The organism is Bradyrhizobium sp. WBAH42 (genome assembly GCF_024585265.1).
Taxonomy (GTDB): Bacteria; Pseudomonadota; Alphaproteobacteria; order Rhizobiales; family Xanthobacteraceae; genus Bradyrhizobium.
On sequence record NZ_CP036533.1, the window covers coordinates 6,245,386 to 6,264,022 of the forward strand.

Annotated in this window: 23 protein-coding genes and 1 pseudogene; 8 read left to right on the forward strand and 16 right to left on the reverse strand. The window is 64.1% G+C overall.

Going from position 1 to position 18,637, the window contains the following annotated elements; all coding sequences use genetic code 11:
• Positions 1 to 160: 160 nt before the first annotated feature.
• A complete protein-coding gene (locus tag DCG74_RS29495; RefSeq protein ID WP_172783792.1) occupies positions 161 to 1,354 on the reverse strand; it encodes a low temperature requirement protein A in 1,194 nt (397 codons plus the stop codon).
• A 42-nt stretch (positions 1,355 to 1,396) separates the two neighbouring features.
• Positions 1,397 to 1,633, reverse strand: coding sequence for a BolA family protein (locus DCG74_RS29500; RefSeq protein WP_011088461.1), 237 nt, complete (start codon positions 1,631 to 1,633; stop codon positions 1,397 to 1,399).
• 196 nt (positions 1,634 to 1,829) lie between these two features.
• Here DCG74_RS29500 and DCG74_RS29505 point away from each other — a divergent pair, with 196 nt between their 5' ends.
• Complete coding sequence (locus tag DCG74_RS29505) at positions 1,830 to 2,189, forward strand: DUF427 domain-containing protein (protein ID WP_172782961.1); 360 nt, start codon at positions 1,830 to 1,832, stop codon at positions 2,187 to 2,189.
• A gap of 125 nt (positions 2,190 to 2,314) precedes the next feature.
• Here DCG74_RS29505 and DCG74_RS29510 read toward each other — a convergent pair whose 3' ends face one another.
• Entirely contained in the window at positions 2,315 to 2,488 is a 174-nt protein-coding gene (locus tag DCG74_RS29510; protein WP_172782960.1) for a DUF1328 domain-containing protein, read from the reverse strand.
• 155 nt (positions 2,489 to 2,643) lie between these two features.
• Here DCG74_RS29510 and DCG74_RS29515 point away from each other — a divergent pair, with 155 nt between their 5' ends.
• A complete protein-coding gene (locus tag DCG74_RS29515; RefSeq protein ID WP_172782959.1) occupies positions 2,644 to 3,831 on the forward strand; it encodes an acyltransferase in 1,188 nt (395 codons plus the stop codon).
• A 121-nt stretch (positions 3,832 to 3,952) separates the two neighbouring features.
• On the opposite strand, the gene purL is transcribed toward DCG74_RS29515, so the two are convergent.
• Positions 3,953 to 6,163: a phosphoribosylformylglycinamidine synthase subunit PurL gene (gene purL, locus DCG74_RS29520; protein ID WP_172782958.1), complete on the reverse strand. Its 2,211-nt coding sequence runs from the start codon at positions 6,161 to 6,163 to the stop codon at positions 3,953 to 3,955.
• A gap of 185 nt (positions 6,164 to 6,348) precedes the next feature.
• Here purL and DCG74_RS29525 point away from each other — a divergent pair, with 185 nt between their 5' ends.
• Positions 6,349 to 6,828 carry a PaaI family thioesterase gene (locus DCG74_RS29525; RefSeq protein ID WP_172782957.1) on the forward strand — a complete coding sequence of 160 codons (480 nt, stop codon included), beginning with the start codon at positions 6,349 to 6,351 and terminating at the stop codon, positions 6,826 to 6,828.
• Positions 6,829 to 6,902: 74 nt separating this feature from the next.
• Positions 6,903 to 7,868 (forward strand): DMT family transporter, encoded by a 966-nt coding sequence (locus tag DCG74_RS29530; RefSeq protein WP_172782956.1) that lies wholly within the window; start codon positions 6,903 to 6,905, stop codon positions 7,866 to 7,868.
• A gap of 7 nt (positions 7,869 to 7,875) precedes the next feature.
• Here DCG74_RS29530 and DCG74_RS29535 read toward each other — a convergent pair whose 3' ends face one another.
• Positions 7,876 to 8,613: a tetratricopeptide repeat protein gene (locus DCG74_RS29535; protein WP_172782955.1), complete on the reverse strand. Its 738-nt coding sequence runs from the start codon at positions 8,611 to 8,613 to the stop codon at positions 7,876 to 7,878.
• 170 nt (positions 8,614 to 8,783) lie between these two features.
• A complete protein-coding gene (locus DCG74_RS29540) occupies positions 8,784 to 9,353 on the reverse strand; it encodes a TetR/AcrR family transcriptional regulator (protein WP_172783791.1) in 570 nt (189 codons plus the stop codon).
• A gap of 161 nt (positions 9,354 to 9,514) precedes the next feature.
• Between DCG74_RS29540 and DCG74_RS29545 the strand changes: the two genes are divergently transcribed.
• Positions 9,515 to 9,913: a RidA family protein gene (locus DCG74_RS29545; protein WP_172782954.1), complete on the forward strand. Its 399-nt coding sequence runs from the start codon at positions 9,515 to 9,517 to the stop codon at positions 9,911 to 9,913.
• A 48-nt stretch (positions 9,914 to 9,961) separates the two neighbouring features.
• On the opposite strand, the gene DCG74_RS29550 is transcribed toward DCG74_RS29545, so the two are convergent.
• Both DCG74_RS29550 and purQ read right to left on the reverse strand, forming a co-directional pair.
• Positions 9,962 to 10,951, reverse strand: a complete 990-nt coding sequence (locus DCG74_RS29550) for a tripartite tricarboxylate transporter substrate binding protein BugD (protein ID WP_172782953.1) — start codon at positions 10,949 to 10,951, stop codon at positions 9,962 to 9,964.
• The gene (purQ, locus tag DCG74_RS29555) at positions 10,948 to 11,649 is read right to left on the reverse strand and encodes a phosphoribosylformylglycinamidine synthase subunit PurQ (protein WP_172782952.1); all 702 of its coding nucleotides are present in this window, start codon (positions 11,647 to 11,649) and stop codon (positions 10,948 to 10,950) included. Before purQ ends, DCG74_RS29550 begins: the two co-directional genes overlap by 4 nt.
• Before the next feature lie 165 nt (positions 11,650 to 11,814).
• Here purQ and DCG74_RS29560 point away from each other — a divergent pair, with 165 nt between their 5' ends.
• Positions 11,815 to 12,831: a magnesium and cobalt transport protein CorA gene (locus DCG74_RS29560; RefSeq protein WP_172782951.1), complete on the forward strand. Its 1,017-nt coding sequence runs from the start codon at positions 11,815 to 11,817 to the stop codon at positions 12,829 to 12,831.
• Positions 12,832 to 12,847: 16 nt separating this feature from the next.
• Here DCG74_RS29560 and DCG74_RS29565 read toward each other — a convergent pair whose 3' ends face one another.
• Positions 12,848 to 13,405: a hypothetical protein gene (locus DCG74_RS29565; protein ID WP_246708689.1), complete on the reverse strand. Its 558-nt coding sequence runs from the start codon at positions 13,403 to 13,405 to the stop codon at positions 12,848 to 12,850.
• 13 nt (positions 13,406 to 13,418) lie between these two features.
• Positions 13,419 to 13,976 carry a hypothetical protein gene (locus tag DCG74_RS29570; RefSeq protein ID WP_175424032.1) on the reverse strand — a complete coding sequence of 186 codons (558 nt, stop codon included), beginning with the start codon at positions 13,974 to 13,976 and terminating at the stop codon, positions 13,419 to 13,421.
• Positions 13,977 to 14,095: 119 nt separating this feature from the next.
• Between DCG74_RS29570 and DCG74_RS29575 the strand changes: the two are divergent.
• A pseudogene (locus tag DCG74_RS29575) lies at positions 14,096 to 14,200 on the forward strand (magnesium transporter); the annotation flags it as partial.
• A gap of 15 nt (positions 14,201 to 14,215) precedes the next feature.
• Here DCG74_RS29575 and DCG74_RS29580 read toward each other — a convergent pair.
• Genes DCG74_RS29580 through purC form a run of 3 tightly spaced genes read right to left on the reverse strand, consistent with a single transcriptional unit; the run spans position 14,216 to position 15,507 of the window.
• Positions 14,216 to 14,470, reverse strand: coding sequence for a hypothetical protein (locus DCG74_RS29580; RefSeq protein WP_172782949.1), 255 nt, complete (start codon positions 14,468 to 14,470; stop codon positions 14,216 to 14,218).
• Between the two features lie 12 nt (positions 14,471 to 14,482).
• Positions 14,483 to 14,725 carry a phosphoribosylformylglycinamidine synthase subunit PurS gene (gene purS / locus DCG74_RS29585; RefSeq protein ID WP_036012950.1) on the reverse strand — a complete coding sequence of 81 codons (243 nt, stop codon included), beginning with the start codon at positions 14,723 to 14,725 and terminating at the stop codon, positions 14,483 to 14,485.
• A 14-nt stretch (positions 14,726 to 14,739) separates the two neighbouring features.
• Positions 14,740 to 15,507: a phosphoribosylaminoimidazolesuccinocarboxamide synthase gene (gene purC, locus DCG74_RS29590; protein WP_172782948.1), complete on the reverse strand. Its 768-nt coding sequence runs from the start codon at positions 15,505 to 15,507 to the stop codon at positions 14,740 to 14,742.
• 320 nt (positions 15,508 to 15,827) lie between these two features.
• Between purC and DCG74_RS29595 the strand changes: the two genes are divergently transcribed.
• A complete protein-coding gene (locus DCG74_RS29595) occupies positions 15,828 to 16,151 on the forward strand; it encodes a DUF1476 domain-containing protein (RefSeq protein ID WP_172782947.1) in 324 nt (107 codons plus the stop codon).
• 61 nt (positions 16,152 to 16,212) lie between these two features.
• Here the strand turns inward: DCG74_RS29595 and cynS are convergent, their stop codons facing one another.
• Genes cynS through ntrB form a run of 3 tightly spaced genes read right to left on the reverse strand, consistent with a single transcriptional unit; the run spans position 16,213 to position 18,486 of the window.
• Positions 16,213 to 16,701 (reverse strand): cyanase, encoded by a 489-nt coding sequence (gene cynS, locus DCG74_RS29600; RefSeq protein ID WP_025037304.1) that lies wholly within the window; start codon positions 16,699 to 16,701, stop codon positions 16,213 to 16,215.
• A gap of 16 nt (positions 16,702 to 16,717) precedes the next feature.
• Positions 16,718 to 17,641 carry an ABC transporter ATP-binding protein gene (locus DCG74_RS29605; protein WP_172782946.1) on the reverse strand — a complete coding sequence of 308 codons (924 nt, stop codon included), beginning with the start codon at positions 17,639 to 17,641 and terminating at the stop codon, positions 16,718 to 16,720.
• Positions 17,642 to 17,646: 5 nt separating this feature from the next.
• Complete coding sequence (ntrB, locus tag DCG74_RS29610; protein ID WP_172782945.1) at positions 17,647 to 18,486, reverse strand: nitrate ABC transporter permease; 840 nt, start codon at positions 18,484 to 18,486, stop codon at positions 17,647 to 17,649.
• Positions 18,487 to 18,637 lie beyond the last annotated feature (151 nt).

Consider the following 18,637-nt stretch of genomic DNA (forward strand, 5'->3'; position numbering starts at 1 on the left):
CGCAGCACATCCTTCGAGACGCCCGCCTTAAGGCCGGCCCTCAGGATGAGGACCGAGTGTGCGGCGACAGTTTCAACGTGCACCGATGCTGATGAGCCTCATCCTGAGGAGACCGCGGAGCGGTCGTCTCGAAGGACGAGGCGCTTGCGCAGGTCCGCGTTCAACGCTCCTCGGCCTCCTCCACCTTCGACCCCAGCGACACCGACTCCCACACCGCCACCACGATCATGATCGCGCTCGTCGCGATCGAGAGCCATAGCGGCGACAGTTCCGACGCGAACCACCACAGCACCAGCAGCAGGATGATGCCGATGCCGTGCGAAAGCTGGAGGAAGCCGCGGACCGAGTGCTTGAACAGGATGGTGCCGACCAGAAACACCAGCGGGCCGCCGATCGTGCTCAAAACCGTCCGAATGTCGGAATGGCCGGTCGGATGCTTCAGCACCAGCTCGTCCGACACCGCCGTCAGGATGATGCCGGCAACGATCGGCAGGTGCAGATAGGTGTAGGCGAGCCGCGCCAGACGGCCGGATTCGGTGGATTTCGAGATCCACTCGGACCCGGCTTCCGCGCCCTTGTGGAAATAGACCCACCACATCGCGATGGCACCGACCAATGCCGAGACGAAGGCCAGGATGTTGGCCGCGGTCCATTCCAGCTCGGCGAAGGTCGCGCCGTTGACGACGACCGCCTCGCCGAGCGCAATGATGACGAACAGGGAGCAGCGCTCGGCCATGTGGCCGCCCTCGACGGCCCAGGCCTCGACCGACGAGAAGCCGAGCCTGGGGACCCAGAAGCGGGCCGCGGGCGAGATGTATTCGATCGTCAGGGCGGCGATCCAGAACCACAGCCGCGCCTCGTCATGGGCGAGGCCGCCGAGGATCCAGAAGCTCGCGGAGACGGAGAGCCAGACCAGGATGCGGATCGCGTTGTGCCGCACCAGGGTCCTGTGCGCCGGCGTTGCGAACAGCCAGAACGCGGTACGTCCGACCTGCATGGCCGCGTAGGCGATCGCAAACCAAAGCCCACGCCCCTCGAAGGCGGTCGGGATCGTGGTCGACAGCACGAGGCCGCCCAGCATCATCGCAAACAGCAACAGCCGGACCGGCGTCAGCTCGGGATTGAGCCAGTTGGTGACCCAGGCGGTGAAGACCCAGACCCACCACACCGCGAGAAACAGCACCGCGACGTGCACCGCGCCGAGCGGCGTGAAATGGTGCAGCAGCGCGTGCGAGATCTGCGTGACGGCGAAGACGAAGACGAGGTCGAAGAACAGCTCGGCATTGGTGACGCGGCTGTGCTGGTTCGGCGTGATGACGCGGAACATCGCGCCGTGCGGATTGTCCGCAGCCATCATCGTCCCCCCGTGGCGCTGGTCAGGTCAGGTGCAGCTTCGTCAGGTACCTGGTACGCCGGTTTGCAGCGCCAGCGCGTGCAGCACGCCGCCCATCTGGCCACGCAGGGACTGGTAGACGATCTGGTGCTGCTGGACGCGCGACTTGCCGCGGAAGGATTCCGAGATCACGGTCGCGGCATAGTGGTCGCCGTCGCCGGCGAGGTCACGAATGGTCACCTCGGCATCGGGGATCGCTGCCTTGATCATCGCCTCGATATCGTGGGCGTCCATGGGCATTCGGGTCTTGCTCCTTATTTGGCTGCACAGCAGCCTCATCATCGATTCGCTGCCGGGGTCCCCTTTGCCGGCAAGGCCAAACTTAGCGTGAACGGCCTTCTACGTCACGCTTTCCGGCACTATATCCCTGATCCCATCAGGACAAAGGCACGACAAAGTGCCGCGCGCGGCAGATTGATCGAAAAGGCGTGAAATCATGAAGCTTCCAGGGCCCGACCACCCGATCACCATCACCCCAAACCCGAGGCGCGTCCGCGTCACCGCGGGCGACATCGTGATCGCCGAGACCAGCAAGGCGCTGACCTTGAAGGAGGCCAGATATCCGGCGGTGCAATATGTGCCGCGGGAGGACACCAACATGGCCGTGTTGGAGCGTACCGACCGTGTGACCCATTGCCCCTACAAGGGGGACGCGAACTATTACAGCGTCAAGGCCGACGGCAAGACGCTGGACAACGCAATCTGGACCTACGAGACGCCCTTCCCCGCGATGACGGAGATTTCAGGCCATCTGGCGTTTTATCCGGACAAGGTGAAGATCGAGGAAGTGGGGTAGCTCTCGATGTTGTCATTCCGGGATGGTCCGAGGGACCAGACCTCAGGTGCGCAATTGCGCGCCGGGGAATCTCGAGCTTCCGGGTTCGGTCCTTCGGACCGCCCTGGAATGACGAATGAAATCAGCTACGCCCTGAAGATCGTGAGTCCCAATATCAGCAGCACCAGGAAGATCACGACGAAGACGTAGAACAGGAAGCGGGCGACGTCGGCCGAGGCGGCCGAGATGCCGGTAAAGCCGAGCACGCCGGCCACGATCGAGACAAGTAGGAAGATCAGCGCCCATTTGAGGATCGTCATCGCCAGCTCCGAACTGCCGCTTCTCACGGCCTTCGCCGTTTTCGGCGGACGCTAACTTCGCTGCGCGGAACTGGTTCCTAAAGGGAGTCCAGGCTCTTGCTGAATCAAGTTCCCGGCGGCAGAGTCCAGCCGGAATCAGGATCGGGGCGGCCACGATGACGATGTCACATTCAGCGACGATCGGCGCAGAGGTGCATGCCGCGCCGCAGAGCAAGGTGCGCAATTTGGCGATCGATCGCGCCCGCACCTTCCTCACTCTGGTCGTGCTGCTGCATCACGCGGTGATCCCCTATACCTATTTCGGTCATACCGATCCGACATATTTCTTCGGTTTCGACATGATCGTGCTCGCCACCGACAGTTTCTTCATGGCGATGTTCTTCTTCCTGTCGGGGCTGTTCGCCTGGTCTGGCATCGCCCGGAAGGGAGTGCGGGGCTATTTGGCAGATCGCCTGCTTCGGCTTGGCTTACCTTTCGCGATCTGCGCCTTCACGATCATTCCGGTCGCCTATTACGCGATCTCCCTGCGGCAGCATCCCGAGATCGGCTTTTCGGAGTTCTGGTGGAATATGGTCACGAAGGGCCCGTGGCCGAGCGGGCCGATCTGGTTCCTTTGGGTCTTGTTCGCCTTCGACCTGGTTGCCTGCCTGCTGCACCGGCTGTCGCCCAATCTGCTCGATCCGATCAATCGCCTCTCGCTACATGGTCGCCGCCGGCCCGCGGTGTTCTTCGCGGTCATGCTGGCCGTCACCGCGGCGTTCTACATTCCCGGGCTGGTTCGCTACGGGCATAGCAGTTGGTTCGAGTTCGGGCCGTTCTCGGTCCAGCACGGGCGCGTGATGCTCTATGCGACCTACTTCTTTTTCGGTGCCGGCATCGGCGTTGCGCAAATGGATCGCGGGCTGCTCGCTGTCGACGGCCGCATGGCGAAGGTCAGCTGGGACTGGATGGTCCTGGCGATCGTTCCGTACTGCCTCTTGTGGGGGCTGATCTTCATCAAGCGCGAAATACTGGGCAACCCGTCACCGTTGCCGGACTGGTATGAAGCGCTCTATGCCATCTGCTTCACTGTCTTCAGCGTGGCCATCATGTTTCTGATCCTGGCCTTTTTCCAGAGGTTCAAGCAATCAGGCTCAGCCAGGCTGCTCGATCCAATGCAGGGCGACGCGTTCGGCATGTTCCTGGTGCACTATCCGATCGCACTGTGGCTGCAATACTGGCTGTTCGACTATGACCTGCCGGCGATCGTCAAGGCCACGATCGGGTTTGTACTGACTGTCGCGGCGAGCTGGGCGCTGACGCGAGCGTTGCGGCAGATCCCGGGCGCGTCGAAGGTGTTGTGAGGCATAGCCTCTCCACCCGTCATTGCGAGGAGCCCTTGCGACGAAGCAATCCAGACTGCCTCAGCAGTGAGATTCTGGATTGCTTCGCTGCGCTCGCAATGACGGAGTGTGTGGCGGCAGTTCAGGCCGCCTTGCCGCCCATGTACTCCGGCAGCCAGCGCTCGAACGATTTGCGCAAGCTGTCGATCGTCACCGGCGCCTCGCCGGCGATCGCGATGGCATCGCCTCCGGTGGTGCCGATCCGCACGCAGGGCACCTCGCAGCCGCGCATCTTGGCGAGCACGCGGCCGGCTTCGGTTTCCGGCACGGTGACGAGATAGCGCGCCTGGTCCTCGCCGAACCAATAGGCCTGCGGCACCAACGCGGTCGGCGCCGCCAGCAGCTTGGCGCCGATGCCGCCCGCCATCGCCATCTCGGCCAGCGCGATCAGGAGACCGCCGTCGGAGAGATCGTGCACCGCAGTCGCAGTGCCCGCATGGATCATGCCGCGCACGACGTCGCCGTTGCGCTTCTCGGCGGCGAGATCGACCGGCGGCGGTGCGCCTTCCTCGCGGCCGCAGATGTCGCGCAAATAGACGGACTGGCCGAGCCAGCCGTGGGTCTCGCCGATCAGGAGGATCGCTTCGCCCTCGGCCTTGAAGGCGAGCGAGGCAGACTTGGTGAAATCGTCGAGCAGGCCGACGCCGCCGATCGAGGGTGTCGGGAGGATCGCGCGGCCATTGGTCTCGTTGTAGAGCGAGACGTTGCCGGACACGACCGGGAAGTCCAGCGTGCGGCAGGCTTCCGAGATGCCCTTCAGGCAGCCGACGAACTGGCCCATGATCTCGGGCCGCTCAGGGTTGCCGAAGTTGAGATTGTCGGTGATCGCGAGCGGCTTGCCGCCGACCGCCGTGATGTTACGCCAGGCTTCCGCGACCGCCTGCTTGCCGCCCTGATAAGGATCGGCCTCGCAATAGCGCGGCGTGACGTCGACGGTGAGCGCGAGGCCCTTCGGCCCGTCCTGCACGCGCACCACGGCGGCATCGCCGCCCGGACGCTGCATGGTGTTGCCGAGAATGACGTGGTCGTACTGCTCCCAGACCCAGCGCTTAGAGCACATATCGGGCGTGCCGATCAGCTTCTCCAGCGCGCTACCTAAGGCCATCGGCGCCGGCACGTCGCGGGCATGCACGACCGGCAACGCGGCCGAGGGGACATGCGGCCGGTCATAGACCGGTGCCTCGTCGCCGAGCTCCTTGATCGGCAAATCGGCCATGACGTCGCCACCATGCTTGACCACGAAACGCTTGCTCGGCGTGGTGTAGCCGACGACGGCGAAGTCGAGACCCCACTTCTTGAAGATCGCCTCGGCTTCCTTCTCCTTCTCGGGCTTGAGCACCATGAGCATGCGCTCCTGGCTCTCCGAGAGCATCATCTCGTAGGCGCTCATGCCGGTCTCGCGGGTCGGCACCACATCGAGGTCGAGGTCGACGCCGAGGTCGCCCTTGGCGCCCATCTCCACCGCCGAGCAGGTCAGGCCCGCCGCGCCCATGTCCTGGATCGCGATGACGCAGCCCTTTTCCATGATCTCGAGGCAGGCTTCGAGCAGCAGCTTCTCGGCGAAGGGATCGCCGACCTGCACAGTCGGGCGCTTCTCCTCGGACTTGTCGTCGAACTCGGCCGAGGCCATCGAGGCGCCGTGAATGCCGTCGCGGCCGGTCTTGGAGCCCAAATAGACGATCGGCATGTTCACGCCGGAGGCCGCCGCATAGAAGATCTTGTCGGCATCGGCGAGACCCACCGCCATGGCATTGACGAGGATGTTGCCGTCGTAGCGAGTGTGGAAGCGCACCTGCCCGCCGACCGTCGGCACGCCGAAGGAATTGCCGTAGCCGCCGACGCCCGCCACCACGCCGGAGACGAGATGCCGCGTCTTCGGATGCTCGGGCGCGCCGAAGCTGAGCGCATTGAGGCAGGCGATGGGACGCGCGCCCATGGTGAAGACGTCGCGCAAAATGCCGCCGACGCCGGTGGTCGCGCCCTGATAGGGCTCGATATAGCTCGGGTGGTTGTGGCTCTCCATCTTGAAGACCACGGCCTGGCCATCGCCGATGTCGATCACGCCGGCATTCTCGCCGGGGCCCTGGATCACCCAGGGCGCCTTGGTCGGCAGGCCACGCAGATGGATGCGCGAGGATTTGTACGAGCAGTGCTCGTTCCACATCGCCGAGAAGATGCCGAGCTCGGTGAAGGTCGGCTCCCGCCCGATCAGCTTCAGGATGCGCTCGTACTCGTCGGGCTTGAGCCCGTGGGCGGCAACCAGCTCGGGGGTGATCTTGGGTTCATTCTTCATGGATTCGAGGCTTTCGGCGGCGGTTTGGCCGTTCTTAGGAACATCGGACGGCTTCGAAAAGCCCTTTATGGCGCATTTTCCCGCTGTCCCACGTTTTGCGCCGGGGAGCCCGCGGGAACGGGAATTGCACGGCGCGGTCGGATCGGATTTAAGGTCTAAAGACCCGCAATTGAAGGCCTATTTCCTTGCACGAATTGACCAAAGCGCCCCCGCCGCGCCGCCCCGAGCTCCATGTCGCCACCGATGGCGAATTTGTGGGCTGGCGGACCTGGATTCGCGACAGTTTTGAGTCCCATGTCGGCCCCTTCTGGCACCGGATCGAGGCAGACGGCAGCGTCCGCAGCGCCTTCCGGGTCGAGAAGAAGCATCTCAACGGCTCCGGGAACGTCCATGGCGGCTGTTACATGGCCTTCGCCGACTATTCGCTGTTTGCGATCGCCACCCATGTCCTGGACAGCCGGGCGGTGACGACCAATTTCGCCTGCGAATTCCTCGACGCGGCACGCGAGGGCGAGCTGATCGAATGCACCGGCGAGGTCACCCGCGCCGGCGGTTCGCTGATCTTCCTGCGCGGCAAGATGATGTCCGGCGAGCGGCTGCTGCTCACCTTTTCCGGCACGATCAAGCGGATGAAGCGGAAGGCACTCCCGCAGCCAGACGCATAGCTCGACGCTTCCCTTTTCGCGCACCCTCGCCCAGACTTCCGGCAAGCGCTTTTGGCGCCGGGGAGCAGAACAAGGTGCCGCAGAGCACATCCGAGGCGGGCCGCGCGAGGCCGGCCGCATCAGCGCCGTTGCCATCCATGGCCGCCAAAGGTGCGCACAGCTGGCGCGACTATGCGCTGCTGCTTGCGCTCGCCTGCTGCTGGAGCTCGACCTATCCGCTGGCCAAGCTGGCGCTCCCCACCATCCCGCCCATCACCTTCATCTCGGCGCGCTCGCTGATCGCCGCCGCCTTCCTGTTCGCGATCCTGTGGATGCGCGGCACCAGGATCCCCACCGAGGCGAAAGCCTGGAAGCTGTTCGCAACCCAGCAATTGATCAACTCGACCTTCCCGTTCCTGATCATCACGTGGTCGCAGCAATATGTGCCGGCCTCGAACACGGTGGTGCTGGCCTCGACCACGCCGATCTTCGCCTTCCTGATCACCTCGCTGATCACGCGGCACGAGCCGGCGACGCTGCTCAAGCTCGCCGGCGCGATTTTGGGACTCGCCGGCACCGTCGCTATCGTCGGGCTCGATGCGCTACGCGGCTTCGGTAGCGAGATCATTGCCGAGATCGCGATCCTGCTTGCCACCATTTCCTTTGCCTGCGCGACGATCTTCGGCCTCCGCCTGTCCGAATACGACCCGATGGTTGTGGCGGCAGGTTCGCTCTTGTTCGGCGGCCTCGTGCTGCTGCCGCCCGCGCTGATCATCGACCAGCCATGGACCTTGCATCCGACGCCGACGGCGATCGTCGCCACCATCGTCATGGGCATCGTCTCCAGCGCACTGGGCCTGATGCTGTTCTACGTCTGCCTCGGCCGGCTCGGCACGCTGACCACGAACGCACAGGGCTATCTGCGCATCCCGATCGGCGTCGGCCTCTCGGTGCTGCTGCTCGGCGAGAGCGTGCCGTCGAACCTCGCGCTGGGGCTGGTGCTGGTGATGGCGGGCGTTGCGGCCATGACGGTGCCGGCGGAGCGGCTGAAGTGGCGCTAGCGAGCGGCTAGGTCGACAGCTGCTTCTCCGCGATCGACAGCCATTCCGCCTGCGCCTTGCGCAGATATTTCGGCGCGCGGCGCATCTGGATCAGCAGCTCGTTGAAGACCATGCGCGCTTCAGTGGTGCGGCCGACCGTTTGCAGCAGCATGCCATAGCGCACCCGCGCTTCGGCGCCGGGGAAGTAGCCGGCGAGCGCGTGGTATTCCTCCAGCGCCTCGTCGAGACGTCCGACCTCGGCGAGCGCGCGGGCATAGAGCAGATGCGCATCGGCGGAATCGAAGTCGGGCCATTGCTTCTGCAGACCGTCCAGCGTGGCGAGCGCATCGGCCGGGCGGCTGGCGCCAAATTGCGCCTGAGCCTTGCGCAGCGCATAGGCGGGATCGTGGCCCAAGGGCAGCTTCAGGATGTGATCATAATGCGCTTCCGCTTCGGCAAATCGGCCGATATTTGCGCACTCGTCCGCCAGCGCCGCGCGGTTGACGATGGTGTCGGTGCCGGCCAGCCGGTCGGACAGCTCGCGATAGCGCTTCTCGGGATCGAGGCGATTGGCGACACGCTGGCGCGCCTGCCGTGCACCGGGGCTGGAAAACCATTCGGGAATGAGCTCGACCGCGATATAGGCAATCGCGCCCATCATCGGCACCAGCAGGATGATGAAGGCCCAGGGCCGCAACCGTCCGGTTCGCGAGGCATGATAGATCAGCGTGATATCGAGCAGCAGAACGACCAAAGCGACGGGCATGTGACATCCGGAAAGCACAACGACAGCGCCGCTTCCTGATATCGCAATCGATGCGATGAAACAACTTTGAGTTGCCTCAACCCGCAAAAGTCAGCGAAGCTGGATGCGCGCCGTGATGGCGACGAGGAGTCAGTCGTCTCAAACGCGATGCAGGTTCACGACCCTCACGCTCAAACCGCCTCGCGCAGCAATCCACTCGCCAGCTCTCGAAACGCATCAACGGCCTTGCTCAACACACTCTTGGGATCGTCGGCGGCCGCGACCCACAAGGCGGCGCTGAGCGCAGCGCCGTTCAGCAACCGCCCCGCCGCTTCGACGTCGACCGGCTTCACGACCCCCTGCTCGATCAGCGCGCGGATCGTTCGCATGGTGATGTCGAGACAGGCGTTCTCGCCGGGCCATTTGGAGGGATCGCCGAGCACGGCAGGTCCATCCAGAAGCATGATGCGCTGGATCTCGGGGTCGAGCGCCATTTCGATATAGGCGCTTCCCTCCGCGAGCAGGCCCAGCCACAGGCTGGGCGCTTGCTCCCGGGCGATGCGGAGCCGCTCCGCCATCTCCCCATCGATCTGCTCGACGACGGCCCAGAGCAGCCCCTTCTTGTCTTCGAAGTTGTGATACAGCGCCCCCCGCGTCAGACCGACGGCGGCAGTGAGGTCGTCCATCGACGCGGCTGCATAGCCCTGCATGGCGAATGCCTCGCGGGCGGCGCGGATGAGCTTGGCCCGATTTTCCGCCATGGCTGCGGCGCGCTTCCCCTTTGCCACTCGACCCCCTTGACATACGCCTCGTATGTGAGCGATATCTGACATACGAAACGTATCTGAAAATGCCGCGAAACGCTACCCATGGAGCGCCCACGTTCCATCCGCCCCCATCCATCGATTGAAAGGCTCCTGCCATGCCCCAGCGAGAGGCAATCTTCCCCGAAAACCGCCACGCGCTCTATCAAGTGCATCGCTATTCCGCGGCGATCCGCTCCGGTGACTTGCTCTACGTGTCGGGGCAGGTCGGCAGCCGCGAGGACGGCTCGCCCGAGCCGGTGTTCGAGGACCAGGTCCGGCGCGCGTTCGCCAATTTGCGTGCCGTGCTCGCAGCTGGTGGATGCACGTTGGACGATGTCGTCGACGTCACCACGTTTCACAGCGATCCGGCGAGCCAGATCGAGACGGTGATGGCCGTTCGCACCGAGGAGATCGGCGATCCGCCCTATCCGAACTGGACGGCCGTCGGCGTGAATTGGCTTGCTGGCTTCGACTTCGAGATCAAGGTCATCGCCCGCATTCCTGTGCTCCAGTAAACCTCCTGGGCGGCTCTACGCCGGCCGCCGCCAGGCTCCTTGGGCCGGCTACTTGTTGGCGTCGTCTGCCAGCATCTTGCGGTACTTGTCGACGTCGCGCGTCACGAGCTTTTGCAGCACTTCCGGCGTATGCTCGTCGGCATCGGGCGCAACGGTCGAGAGGTCGGCGAAGCGCTTCTTCACCGCCTCGGTCTCGACGGCCGTGCGCGCGGCTGCGTTCAGCTTGGCGAGGACGGCCGGCGGCGTGCCCTTGGGCGCGAACAGGCCGTTCCAGCCCTGCGCCTCGAACTCGGGCAGGCCTGCTTCCGCCGAGGTCGGCAGATCCGGCAGCGTCGCGAGCCGAACGGTCGAGCCGACCACGAGGCCCTTCACCAGCTTGTCGTTGATCGCTTGGGACACCGAGGCGGCCGCGTCGCAGACGCCGTCGATCTGGCCGCCGATCGCGTCAGTCAGTGCCGGCGCGGCGCCGCGATAGCCGACCAGGGTCGCATCGATCCCGGCCGATGTGACGAAGCTCTTGCAGATCAGATAGTTGGAGGAGCCGACGCCGGCATGGCCGAGATTGATCTTGCCCGGATTGGCCTTGGCATAGGCGATGAACTCTTTCAGATCCTTCGCCGGAAAGTCCTTGCGCAGCGCGATGATGCCGAACGTCTTCGCCACCATCGCGATCGGCACGAAGGAATCAGGCGTGAACGGCAGCTTTGGATAGATCGTGTAGGTCGCGGCATTGGTGCCGGCATTGCCGATCGCAATCGTATAACCATCGGGCTCGGCGCGGGAGGCCCGCGCCAGCGCGGTCGAGCCGCCGGCGCCGGCAACGTTCTCGATCACAATCGTCTGGCCGAGCGCAATCCCCATCTGCTCGGCCACCGCCCGCGCGATCACGTCCGAGGTGCCGCCGGCCGCGAACGGCACGATCATGGTGATCGGACGCTTGGGATAATCCTGCGCGGATGCGCAAGTCGCTACTGAAAATGTCGCGAACGTTAGCGCCGCGACTGCGGCGAGAGCACGCTTCATCAGGAATGAGATCACGCGGCTTTTTCCAGATGCTGGGCGAGACCGGCGAACAGGCCGCGGCCGTCGGTGCAGCCCATGATGTCTTCGACGTGGTTTTCCGGATGCGGCATCATGCCGAGCACGTTGCCCCTGTCGTTGACGATGCCGGCGATGGAATGTGCCGCGCCGTTGATGTTGGCGGCCTCGTCGACCACGCCATCGGCGGAGCAGTAGCGATAGAGCACCCGCCCCTCGCCTTCGAGCCGCTTGATGGTCTCTTCGTCCGCCTCGTAATTGCCCTCGCCGTGCGCGACCGGCACGCGGATCACCTGTCCAGCATTGTAGCCGCGGGTGAACGGCGTGTCGGAGCGCTCGACGCGCAGATGCACGTCGCGGCAGATGAATTTCAGCCGCGCATTGCGCATCAAGACGCCCGGCAGGAGGCCGGACTCGCAGAGGATCTGAAAACCGTTGCAGACGCCGAGCACGAGGCCGCCCTTGGCCGCATAGTCGCGCACCGCGTCCATCACCGGCGCGCGTGCCGCAATCGCGCCGCAGCGCAGATAATCGCCGTAGGAGAAGCCGCCGGGCACGACCACGAGATCGGTGCCCGCAGGCAGCGAGGTCTCGGCGTGCCAGACCATCGCGGGCTCGCTGCCGGAGATCAGCCTCAGGGCGCGCGCCATGTCGCGCTCGCGGTTGATTCCGGGAAAGACGAGAATGGCGGCTTTCATGGCAGAGGTTCCGACGCGGCTGGGAATGAGGCTGGCCGACCGGCCAATTCGTGAACAGACATAACCATTTGACGGAGATTTTACCAGTGCTAGCGTGGTGGAGCGCCGTTGTACACAGGCCATAGCCACTCGCTGTGGTCACTCCATTTGCCCGGGATTGAAGCCATGAACGTCCCGTCGCTGCCCGCATTCCCCTCCGAACCGGTGTCCACCGATGGCGTCGTCGCCGCCGGCGCTTATGTCGACGGCCGCCGCGTCGCCAATATCGCCATCAGCGAGGCCTCGAGTTGGCGAGCCAAGCCCGGCCACGTCGTGTGGATCGGGCTGCACGAGCCCGACATGGCGCTGCTCGGCGCGGTGCAGAAGCAGTTCGACCTGCACGACCTCGCCATCGAGGACGCCAACCACGCCCATCAGCGGCCGAAGATCGAGCAATATGGCGAGGCCCTGTTCATCGTCGCGCGCACCGCGCAATTGGTCGAGGGACGCATTGCCTTCGGCGAGACCCACATCTTCGTCGGCGAAGGCTATCTGGTCTCGGTGCGCCACGGCGCTTCGACATCCTACACGCCGGTGCGCGAACGCTGCGAGAGCTGCCCGCGGGCGCTCGCACGCGGCGAGGATTACATCCTCTACGCCATCCTCGATTTCATCGTCGACAATTACTCGCCCGTGCTGGAAAGCATTCACGAAGAGATCGAGAAGATCGAGGACGACGTGCTCGCGCACGCGATCACCAAGACGCAGATCGAGCGGCTCTACATGCTGCGGCGTGACCTGTTGCGGCTCCGTAACGCAATCGGGCCGCTGGTGGAGGTCTGCCGCCGTCTCGAGCACGATGAGCTGTCGATGGTGCGCGCGACGATGCAGCCTCTGTTCCGCGACGTCACCGACCATGTCCGCAACATCCAGGAGCGCATCGATTCCATGCGCGAGGTGCTGGCCTTCGCCTTCGAGGCGAGCCTGCTGGTCGGCCAGGCCCACGAGACCGCGGTGTCGAAGAAGCTCGCGTCCTGGCTCGCCATCATCGCCATCCCGACCGCGCTCGCCGGCATCTACGGCATGAACTTCAAGCACATGCCGGAGCTGGAATGGGAGTACGGCTATTTCATGCTGCTCGGCGTCATGCTGACCGCCTGCGGGTCGCTGTACTGGCGCTTTCGGCGGGTGGGATGGCTGTGATCGAGGGGCACGGCACTCAGCGCTTGGCTGGCGCCAGCACCAGCATCACCCCGATGGCAAATTGCGCATAATTGTCGGAGCTGGCCTTCTCGGTGGCCGCCGAACTGATCAGGCTGGCCGCACCTCGATCACCAAACAGATAGCCGCTGACCTGATATTCCTTCGTGCCATCAGGCTTCACCATCAGTCGCCGCGCTTTGAACAGGCGCGGCACCTTGGTGCCACCGTCGCCGTCAACTCCGAGAATCGAGATCTTCTGTCCCGGCGTCCGCTGCTCCAGCATCTTGACGATTTGCGTCTGCTCTTCGCGAAATTGCTCCAGCGTCATCGTGTTGCCCGGAGGATAGGACCCTGGCGCGTAGAGCCGATAGCTCACCCTCGACTGCGCACCGCAGGCGGGCTGCTCGCACAGGAACATGTGGACGTCGTTGGGGCGCAGCTCGTAGCGCCAGCCCTTCACTGAGACCGGCGGGCGCGGCGCGGTGGATTGCGGCGCCCGCGATTGGGCAAAGGCGCTCCCTCCCGCGAGCAGCAGCGCTGCCAGCAGCACCAGCGACCGGACTCTAAACCGCATGCCGGCCCTCATCTCACTGGCGCGCCGGAGGTGCGAAGTCCTCGATCTCCATCACACCGACGAAATCGCTGCTGTTGCGTCGAGCAACCTCGACGCCGAGCGATGTGGAGATGACGTCGATCATCGTGTTGCCTGCGAAAACCATGTCGCGGACGACATAGACCGGCTTATCGTTCGGACCGGTCGCCTTGTACTCCCAATGCACGGCCGGAAATTCCTTCATCTTCGCGACGCGCGAAGACACCAGCGTCAGGTCTCTCAGGCGCCCGACCGCCTCGGTCGATGCCTGCTCGGTCTGAGCCATCTGACGCTGCGCATCTGCCTCGGCGAATTTCTGCAGGGCCACGGGATCGGGGCTACGGGTCGGACTGGCTGCGGTGCGGATGGAGGCGATCGAGTACTCGGGACACGCAAGCGGCCTGCAGCGGAAGATCGAGCGTCTTTCGCCGAATACCCTCGTACCGGTCCATTTTTCCGGATCCGGCGATTTGAAAGTCACCCTGGTTCCTGGATGCTCCGGGCCCACGGCCGCCGTCCTACAGCCGGCGAGCGACAACGCGGCTGCGGCCATAGCCGCATGCCGGAAAACGTCTGAAAAAGTCCCCATCACCCCGCCCCGAACGCACCCTGCCCGGAGTGCAAACAACCTGTAGTTTTCGAGAAAGGCGACGTCAACAGCTGCGATGCAGCATGCCGGAGCTGGAATGGGAGTACGGCTATTTCATGCTGCTCGGCGTGATGCTGACCGCCTGCGGGTCGCTGTACTGGCGCTTTCGGCGGGTGGGATGGCTGTGACGCTCTGAACCGAGGCTATCGAACAGGCGCCTCGTTCAGTTCTAGCCTGCGCTCGATCCGGTCAAGCCTGCCCTCATGCCTCACCAGCGTGGCATGAACCGCCGCGATCTCCTGAAAGACACTCGTGACATCCTGGCGAGCGGCATTTTGGGACGTTCGCAACGCCAGAATTTCCTGCTTCGTCTCATCGATCTTGCCATCGACCTGCGCCAGTCGCGCCTGGATCGGCTTCAACACCTCGAACATGAGCTCGGCCGTCACGTCGGGCATTTGGCCTGTTCCTTACGCTTTCATCTCGATCGCATAATTCTCGATCACGGTGTTCGCCAAGAGCTTGTCGGCGGCTTCCTTCAGTGCCGCCTCCGCCTTGGCCTTGTCGGCGCCGGCGAGCTCGATGTCGAACACCTTGCCCTGGCGGACGCTGGCGACGCCGTCGACGCCGAGCGACTTCAGCGCGCCTTCGATGGCCTTGCCTTGCGGATCGAGGATGCCCGTCTTCAGGGTAACGGTGACACGTGCCTTCACGTCAAAAGTCCTCTTCAGCTCTTCACCAGCACCGGGCCGGTGCCCTGGGGACGCTCGTTCTCCATGAGGATGCCGAGACGCTTTGCAACTTCCGTATAGGCTTCCAGCAGACCACCGAGGTCGCGGCGGAAACGATCCTTGTCGAGCTTCTCGTTCGACTTGATGTCCCACAGACGGCAGCTGTCCGGCGAGATCTCGTCGGCGACGATGATCCGCATCATCTCGTTCTCGAACAGGCGGCCGCACTCCATCTTGAAGTCGACGAGGCGGATGCCGATGCCGAGGAAGAGGCCGGTGAGGAAGTCGTTGACGCGGATGGCGAGCGCCATGATGTCGTCGATCTCCTGCGGCGTCGCCCAGCCGAAGGCGGTGATGTGCTCTTCCGACACCATGGGGTCGTTGAGCTGGTCGTTCTTGTAATAGAATTCGATGATCGAGCGGGGCAGCTGCGTGCCCTCCTCGATGCCGAGGCGCTGCGACAGCGAGCCGGCGGCGACGTTCCGCACCACCACTTCCAGGGGCACGATCTCGACCTCGCGAATCAACTGCTCGCGCATGTTGAGGCGGCGGATGAAATGGGTCGGCACCCCGATGTCGTTGAGGTGCTGAAACAGGTACTCCGAGATCCGGTTGTTGAGGACACCCTTGCCCTCGATCACCTGATGCTTTTTCGCATTGAACGCGGTGGCGTCGTCCTTGAAGTGCTGGATCAGGGTACCGGGCTCCGGGCCTTCGTAAAGAACCTTTGCCTTGCCTTCATAAATGCGACGCCGACGGCTCATGGGGATGTACCGTGTTTTGTTGAAATCCATGAATTTGGTGTGCTCCGGTTGACTTGGATTACGACCCACAGCGGAGCTGCCGTGAACGGCCAGGAACCCATCCATAACCCTTTGGAAACAGAACGGGAACCAAGCCTTAGGCAACCTATCCGATTGGCTGTCCGAGCACAATCGATCCGGCCGTCCGGCGCCAACTTATACCGTCTTGCCTGCGGCTTAACGGCCCGTTGTTTTGCCGATTCGTGCTATCTATGTAGGCATGCAGCCGGGTCGCCGCAACGGAAGGCTCCGCTCCATTCAGCGAGGATTTGGAACAAGGTATGAGCGAGTTCGATAAGCGCCAGGAAGGCTTCGAGAAGAAGTACGCCCTCGACGAGGAGCAGAAGTTCAAGGCGGAGGCCCGCCGCAACCGGCTGCTCGGCCTATGGGCGGCCGAGAAGCTCGGCATCACCGGCGATGCCGCCACCGCCTATGCCAAGGAGGTGGTCGCGGCCGATTTCGAGGAGGCCGGCGATGCCGACGTCCTGCGCAAGCTGACGGCCGATTTCGCCGCCAAGAACGTCGCCGTCACCGAGCAGGCGATTCGCGCCAAGATGAGCGAGCTGCTCGCGGTTGCCGCCGCCGAGGTGAAGGCGGGGAAATAAGACAGACGAATAGGGAGTGGCGAATGGCGAATTGGGCGTCGCAATTCGCCACTCGCCTCTATCACTCCTCCTTGAAGCCGTATTCCGGCACGTTGCCGCTGGCGCCGTAATATTTGTAGGGCAGGAACTTGCCGCTCATGGTGATCTTGACGCGGTCGCCCTTGGGGTTGGCGACGCGCTCGATGCCCATGTCGAAGTCGATCGCCGACATGATGCCGTCGCCGAATTCCTCCTCGATCAGCGCCTTCCAGGCCGGGCCGTTCACCATCACCATCTCGTAGAAGCGGTAGATCAGCGGGTCGGTCGGCGGCATCGGCGTGCCGGTGCCGCGCATCGGCACCTCGTTGAGCATGGCAACTTCCGCCTTCGACAGGCCGAACAGCTCGCCGGCATTGGCCGCCTGCGGCTTTGTCAGTTTCATCTGGCCCATGATCGCACCGACGATCAGAACCTCGGAATAGCCGCCGATCTTTTCGCAGATGTGCTTCCAGCTCCAGCCCTTCTCGCGCTTGATGTCGAGCAGCTTCTCGGTGAGGTCTTCGCGCTTCATTGTCGGGGTCTCCTTGCTAGGCGCTCAATCCGGGATTTGTCCCCGGCATCCAGGTCTGTCGCGGCTCTTCGCCGGTCGATGCGATCGAAAGGCCGGGTTTGCCGATCTGCACCGTCGGCACGTTGCGCGGATCGTGATCCGGCTTTTCAGCGGTGAAGGTCTTGCTGCGCATCACCAGGAAATCGATAATGTGGTTGCGCAGCGCGTAGTAGAGCGGATGGCGGTGCAGATCGGTGCGGCCGCGATCCCGCGGCAGCGGGTTCTCGACCACCTCCGCCAGCACCGCGCCGGGACCGTTGGTCATCAGAAAGATCTTGTCGGCGAGATAGATCGCCTCGTCGACGTCATGGGTGATCATGAACGCGGTCTGCCCGGTCTCCAGGCAAATGCGCCGCACCTCGTCCTGCAGCGTGCCGCGCGTCAGCGCGTCCAGCGCCGAGAACGGCTCGTCCATCAGCATCATCTTCGGCGTGATCGACAGCGCCCGCGCGATGCCGACGCGCTGCTTCATGCCACCCGACAGCTCCGATGGGCGCTTGTGCTCGGAGCCGGAGAGTCCGACGAGATCGATGAATTTTTGCGCATGCGCCCTCACTTTGGCCCGGTCCCAGCTCCGCCATTTCGAGCTGACGGCATAGCCGACGTTGCCAAGCACGGTGCGCCAGGGTAGCAGCGCATGGCTCTGGAAGATCACCGCGCGGTCGAGGCTGGTGCCCGAGATCGCCTGCCCGTCGACGATGACCGCGCCCTCGCTCGGCGCATCGAGGCCGGCGAGGATGTTGAGCACCGTCGTCTTGCCGCAGCCGGAATGGCCGATCACGCAGGCAAACTCGCCGCGCGCCATCGAGAGCCAAAGGTTCTCGAAGATGGTGGTCGTCGCGCCGCCCGCGCCGGGATAGCGCTTGGCAATGCCTTCGATCGAGATGAACTTGTCGGTCATCGCCTCTACTCCGGAAACGTGACCATGCGCGTGAAGCGCGCCAGGATCTGGTCGAGCAGCATGCCGACGATCCCGATCAAGAGGATCGCGATGATGACGTTGGTGATCGAGAGGTTATTCCACTCGTTCCAGACGAAATAGCCGATGCCGGTGCCGCCGACGAGCATCTCGGCGGCGACGATCACGAGCCAGGCGATGCCGATCGAGATGCGCATGCCGGTCAAGATCGTCGGCGCCGCTGCCGGCAGGATCACGGTGAAGGCGCGCCTGACCGTGCCGACCTCCAGCGTCCGCGCCACGTTGATCCATTCCTTGCGCACGGTCGCGACGCCGAACACCGTGTTGAGCAGCATCGGCCAGATCGAGCAGATGAAGATGACGAAGATCGCCGAGACCGAGGAATCCTTGATGGTGTAGAGCGCGAGCGGCATCCAGGCCAAGGGCGAGATCGGCTTCAAGACCTGGATGAACGGATCGAGCGCCTTGCTCAGCAGCGGCGACATCCCGATCAGGAAGCCGAGCGGGATCGCCACCAGCACGGCCAGCAGATAGCCGGTGCCGACGCGCGCGATGGAATAGGCGAGCTGGATGCCGAGCCCCTTGTCGTTCGGCCCGTTGTCGTAGAACGGCCGCTTCAGGTGCTCCCAGAGTTTTGCGCCGACATCGAGCGGCCCGGGCATCGCCGATTTGCCCTGCGTCGCGGTGAGCCCCATCAGCTTGGCGTATTCCGGGCTCATCGCCGTCACCGGCGCGGTGGAGCGCGTGGCGAGATGCCAGATGCCGAGAAAGGCGGCGAGCAGCACGATCGAGACGAGGCCCGCGCGAAGGCGAAGGGAGGTGGTCATGACGCAAACCCCGCCGCCCGTGTCCCGGACGCGACGCAGCACTCCCGGCGATGCGCAGCATCGTCCGGTGTGCTGCTTCGCAGAGCCGGGACCCAGTCGGGCCGCATGGGTCCCGGTTCTGCGTCGCACCGCTTCGCGCTGCACCGCGCCC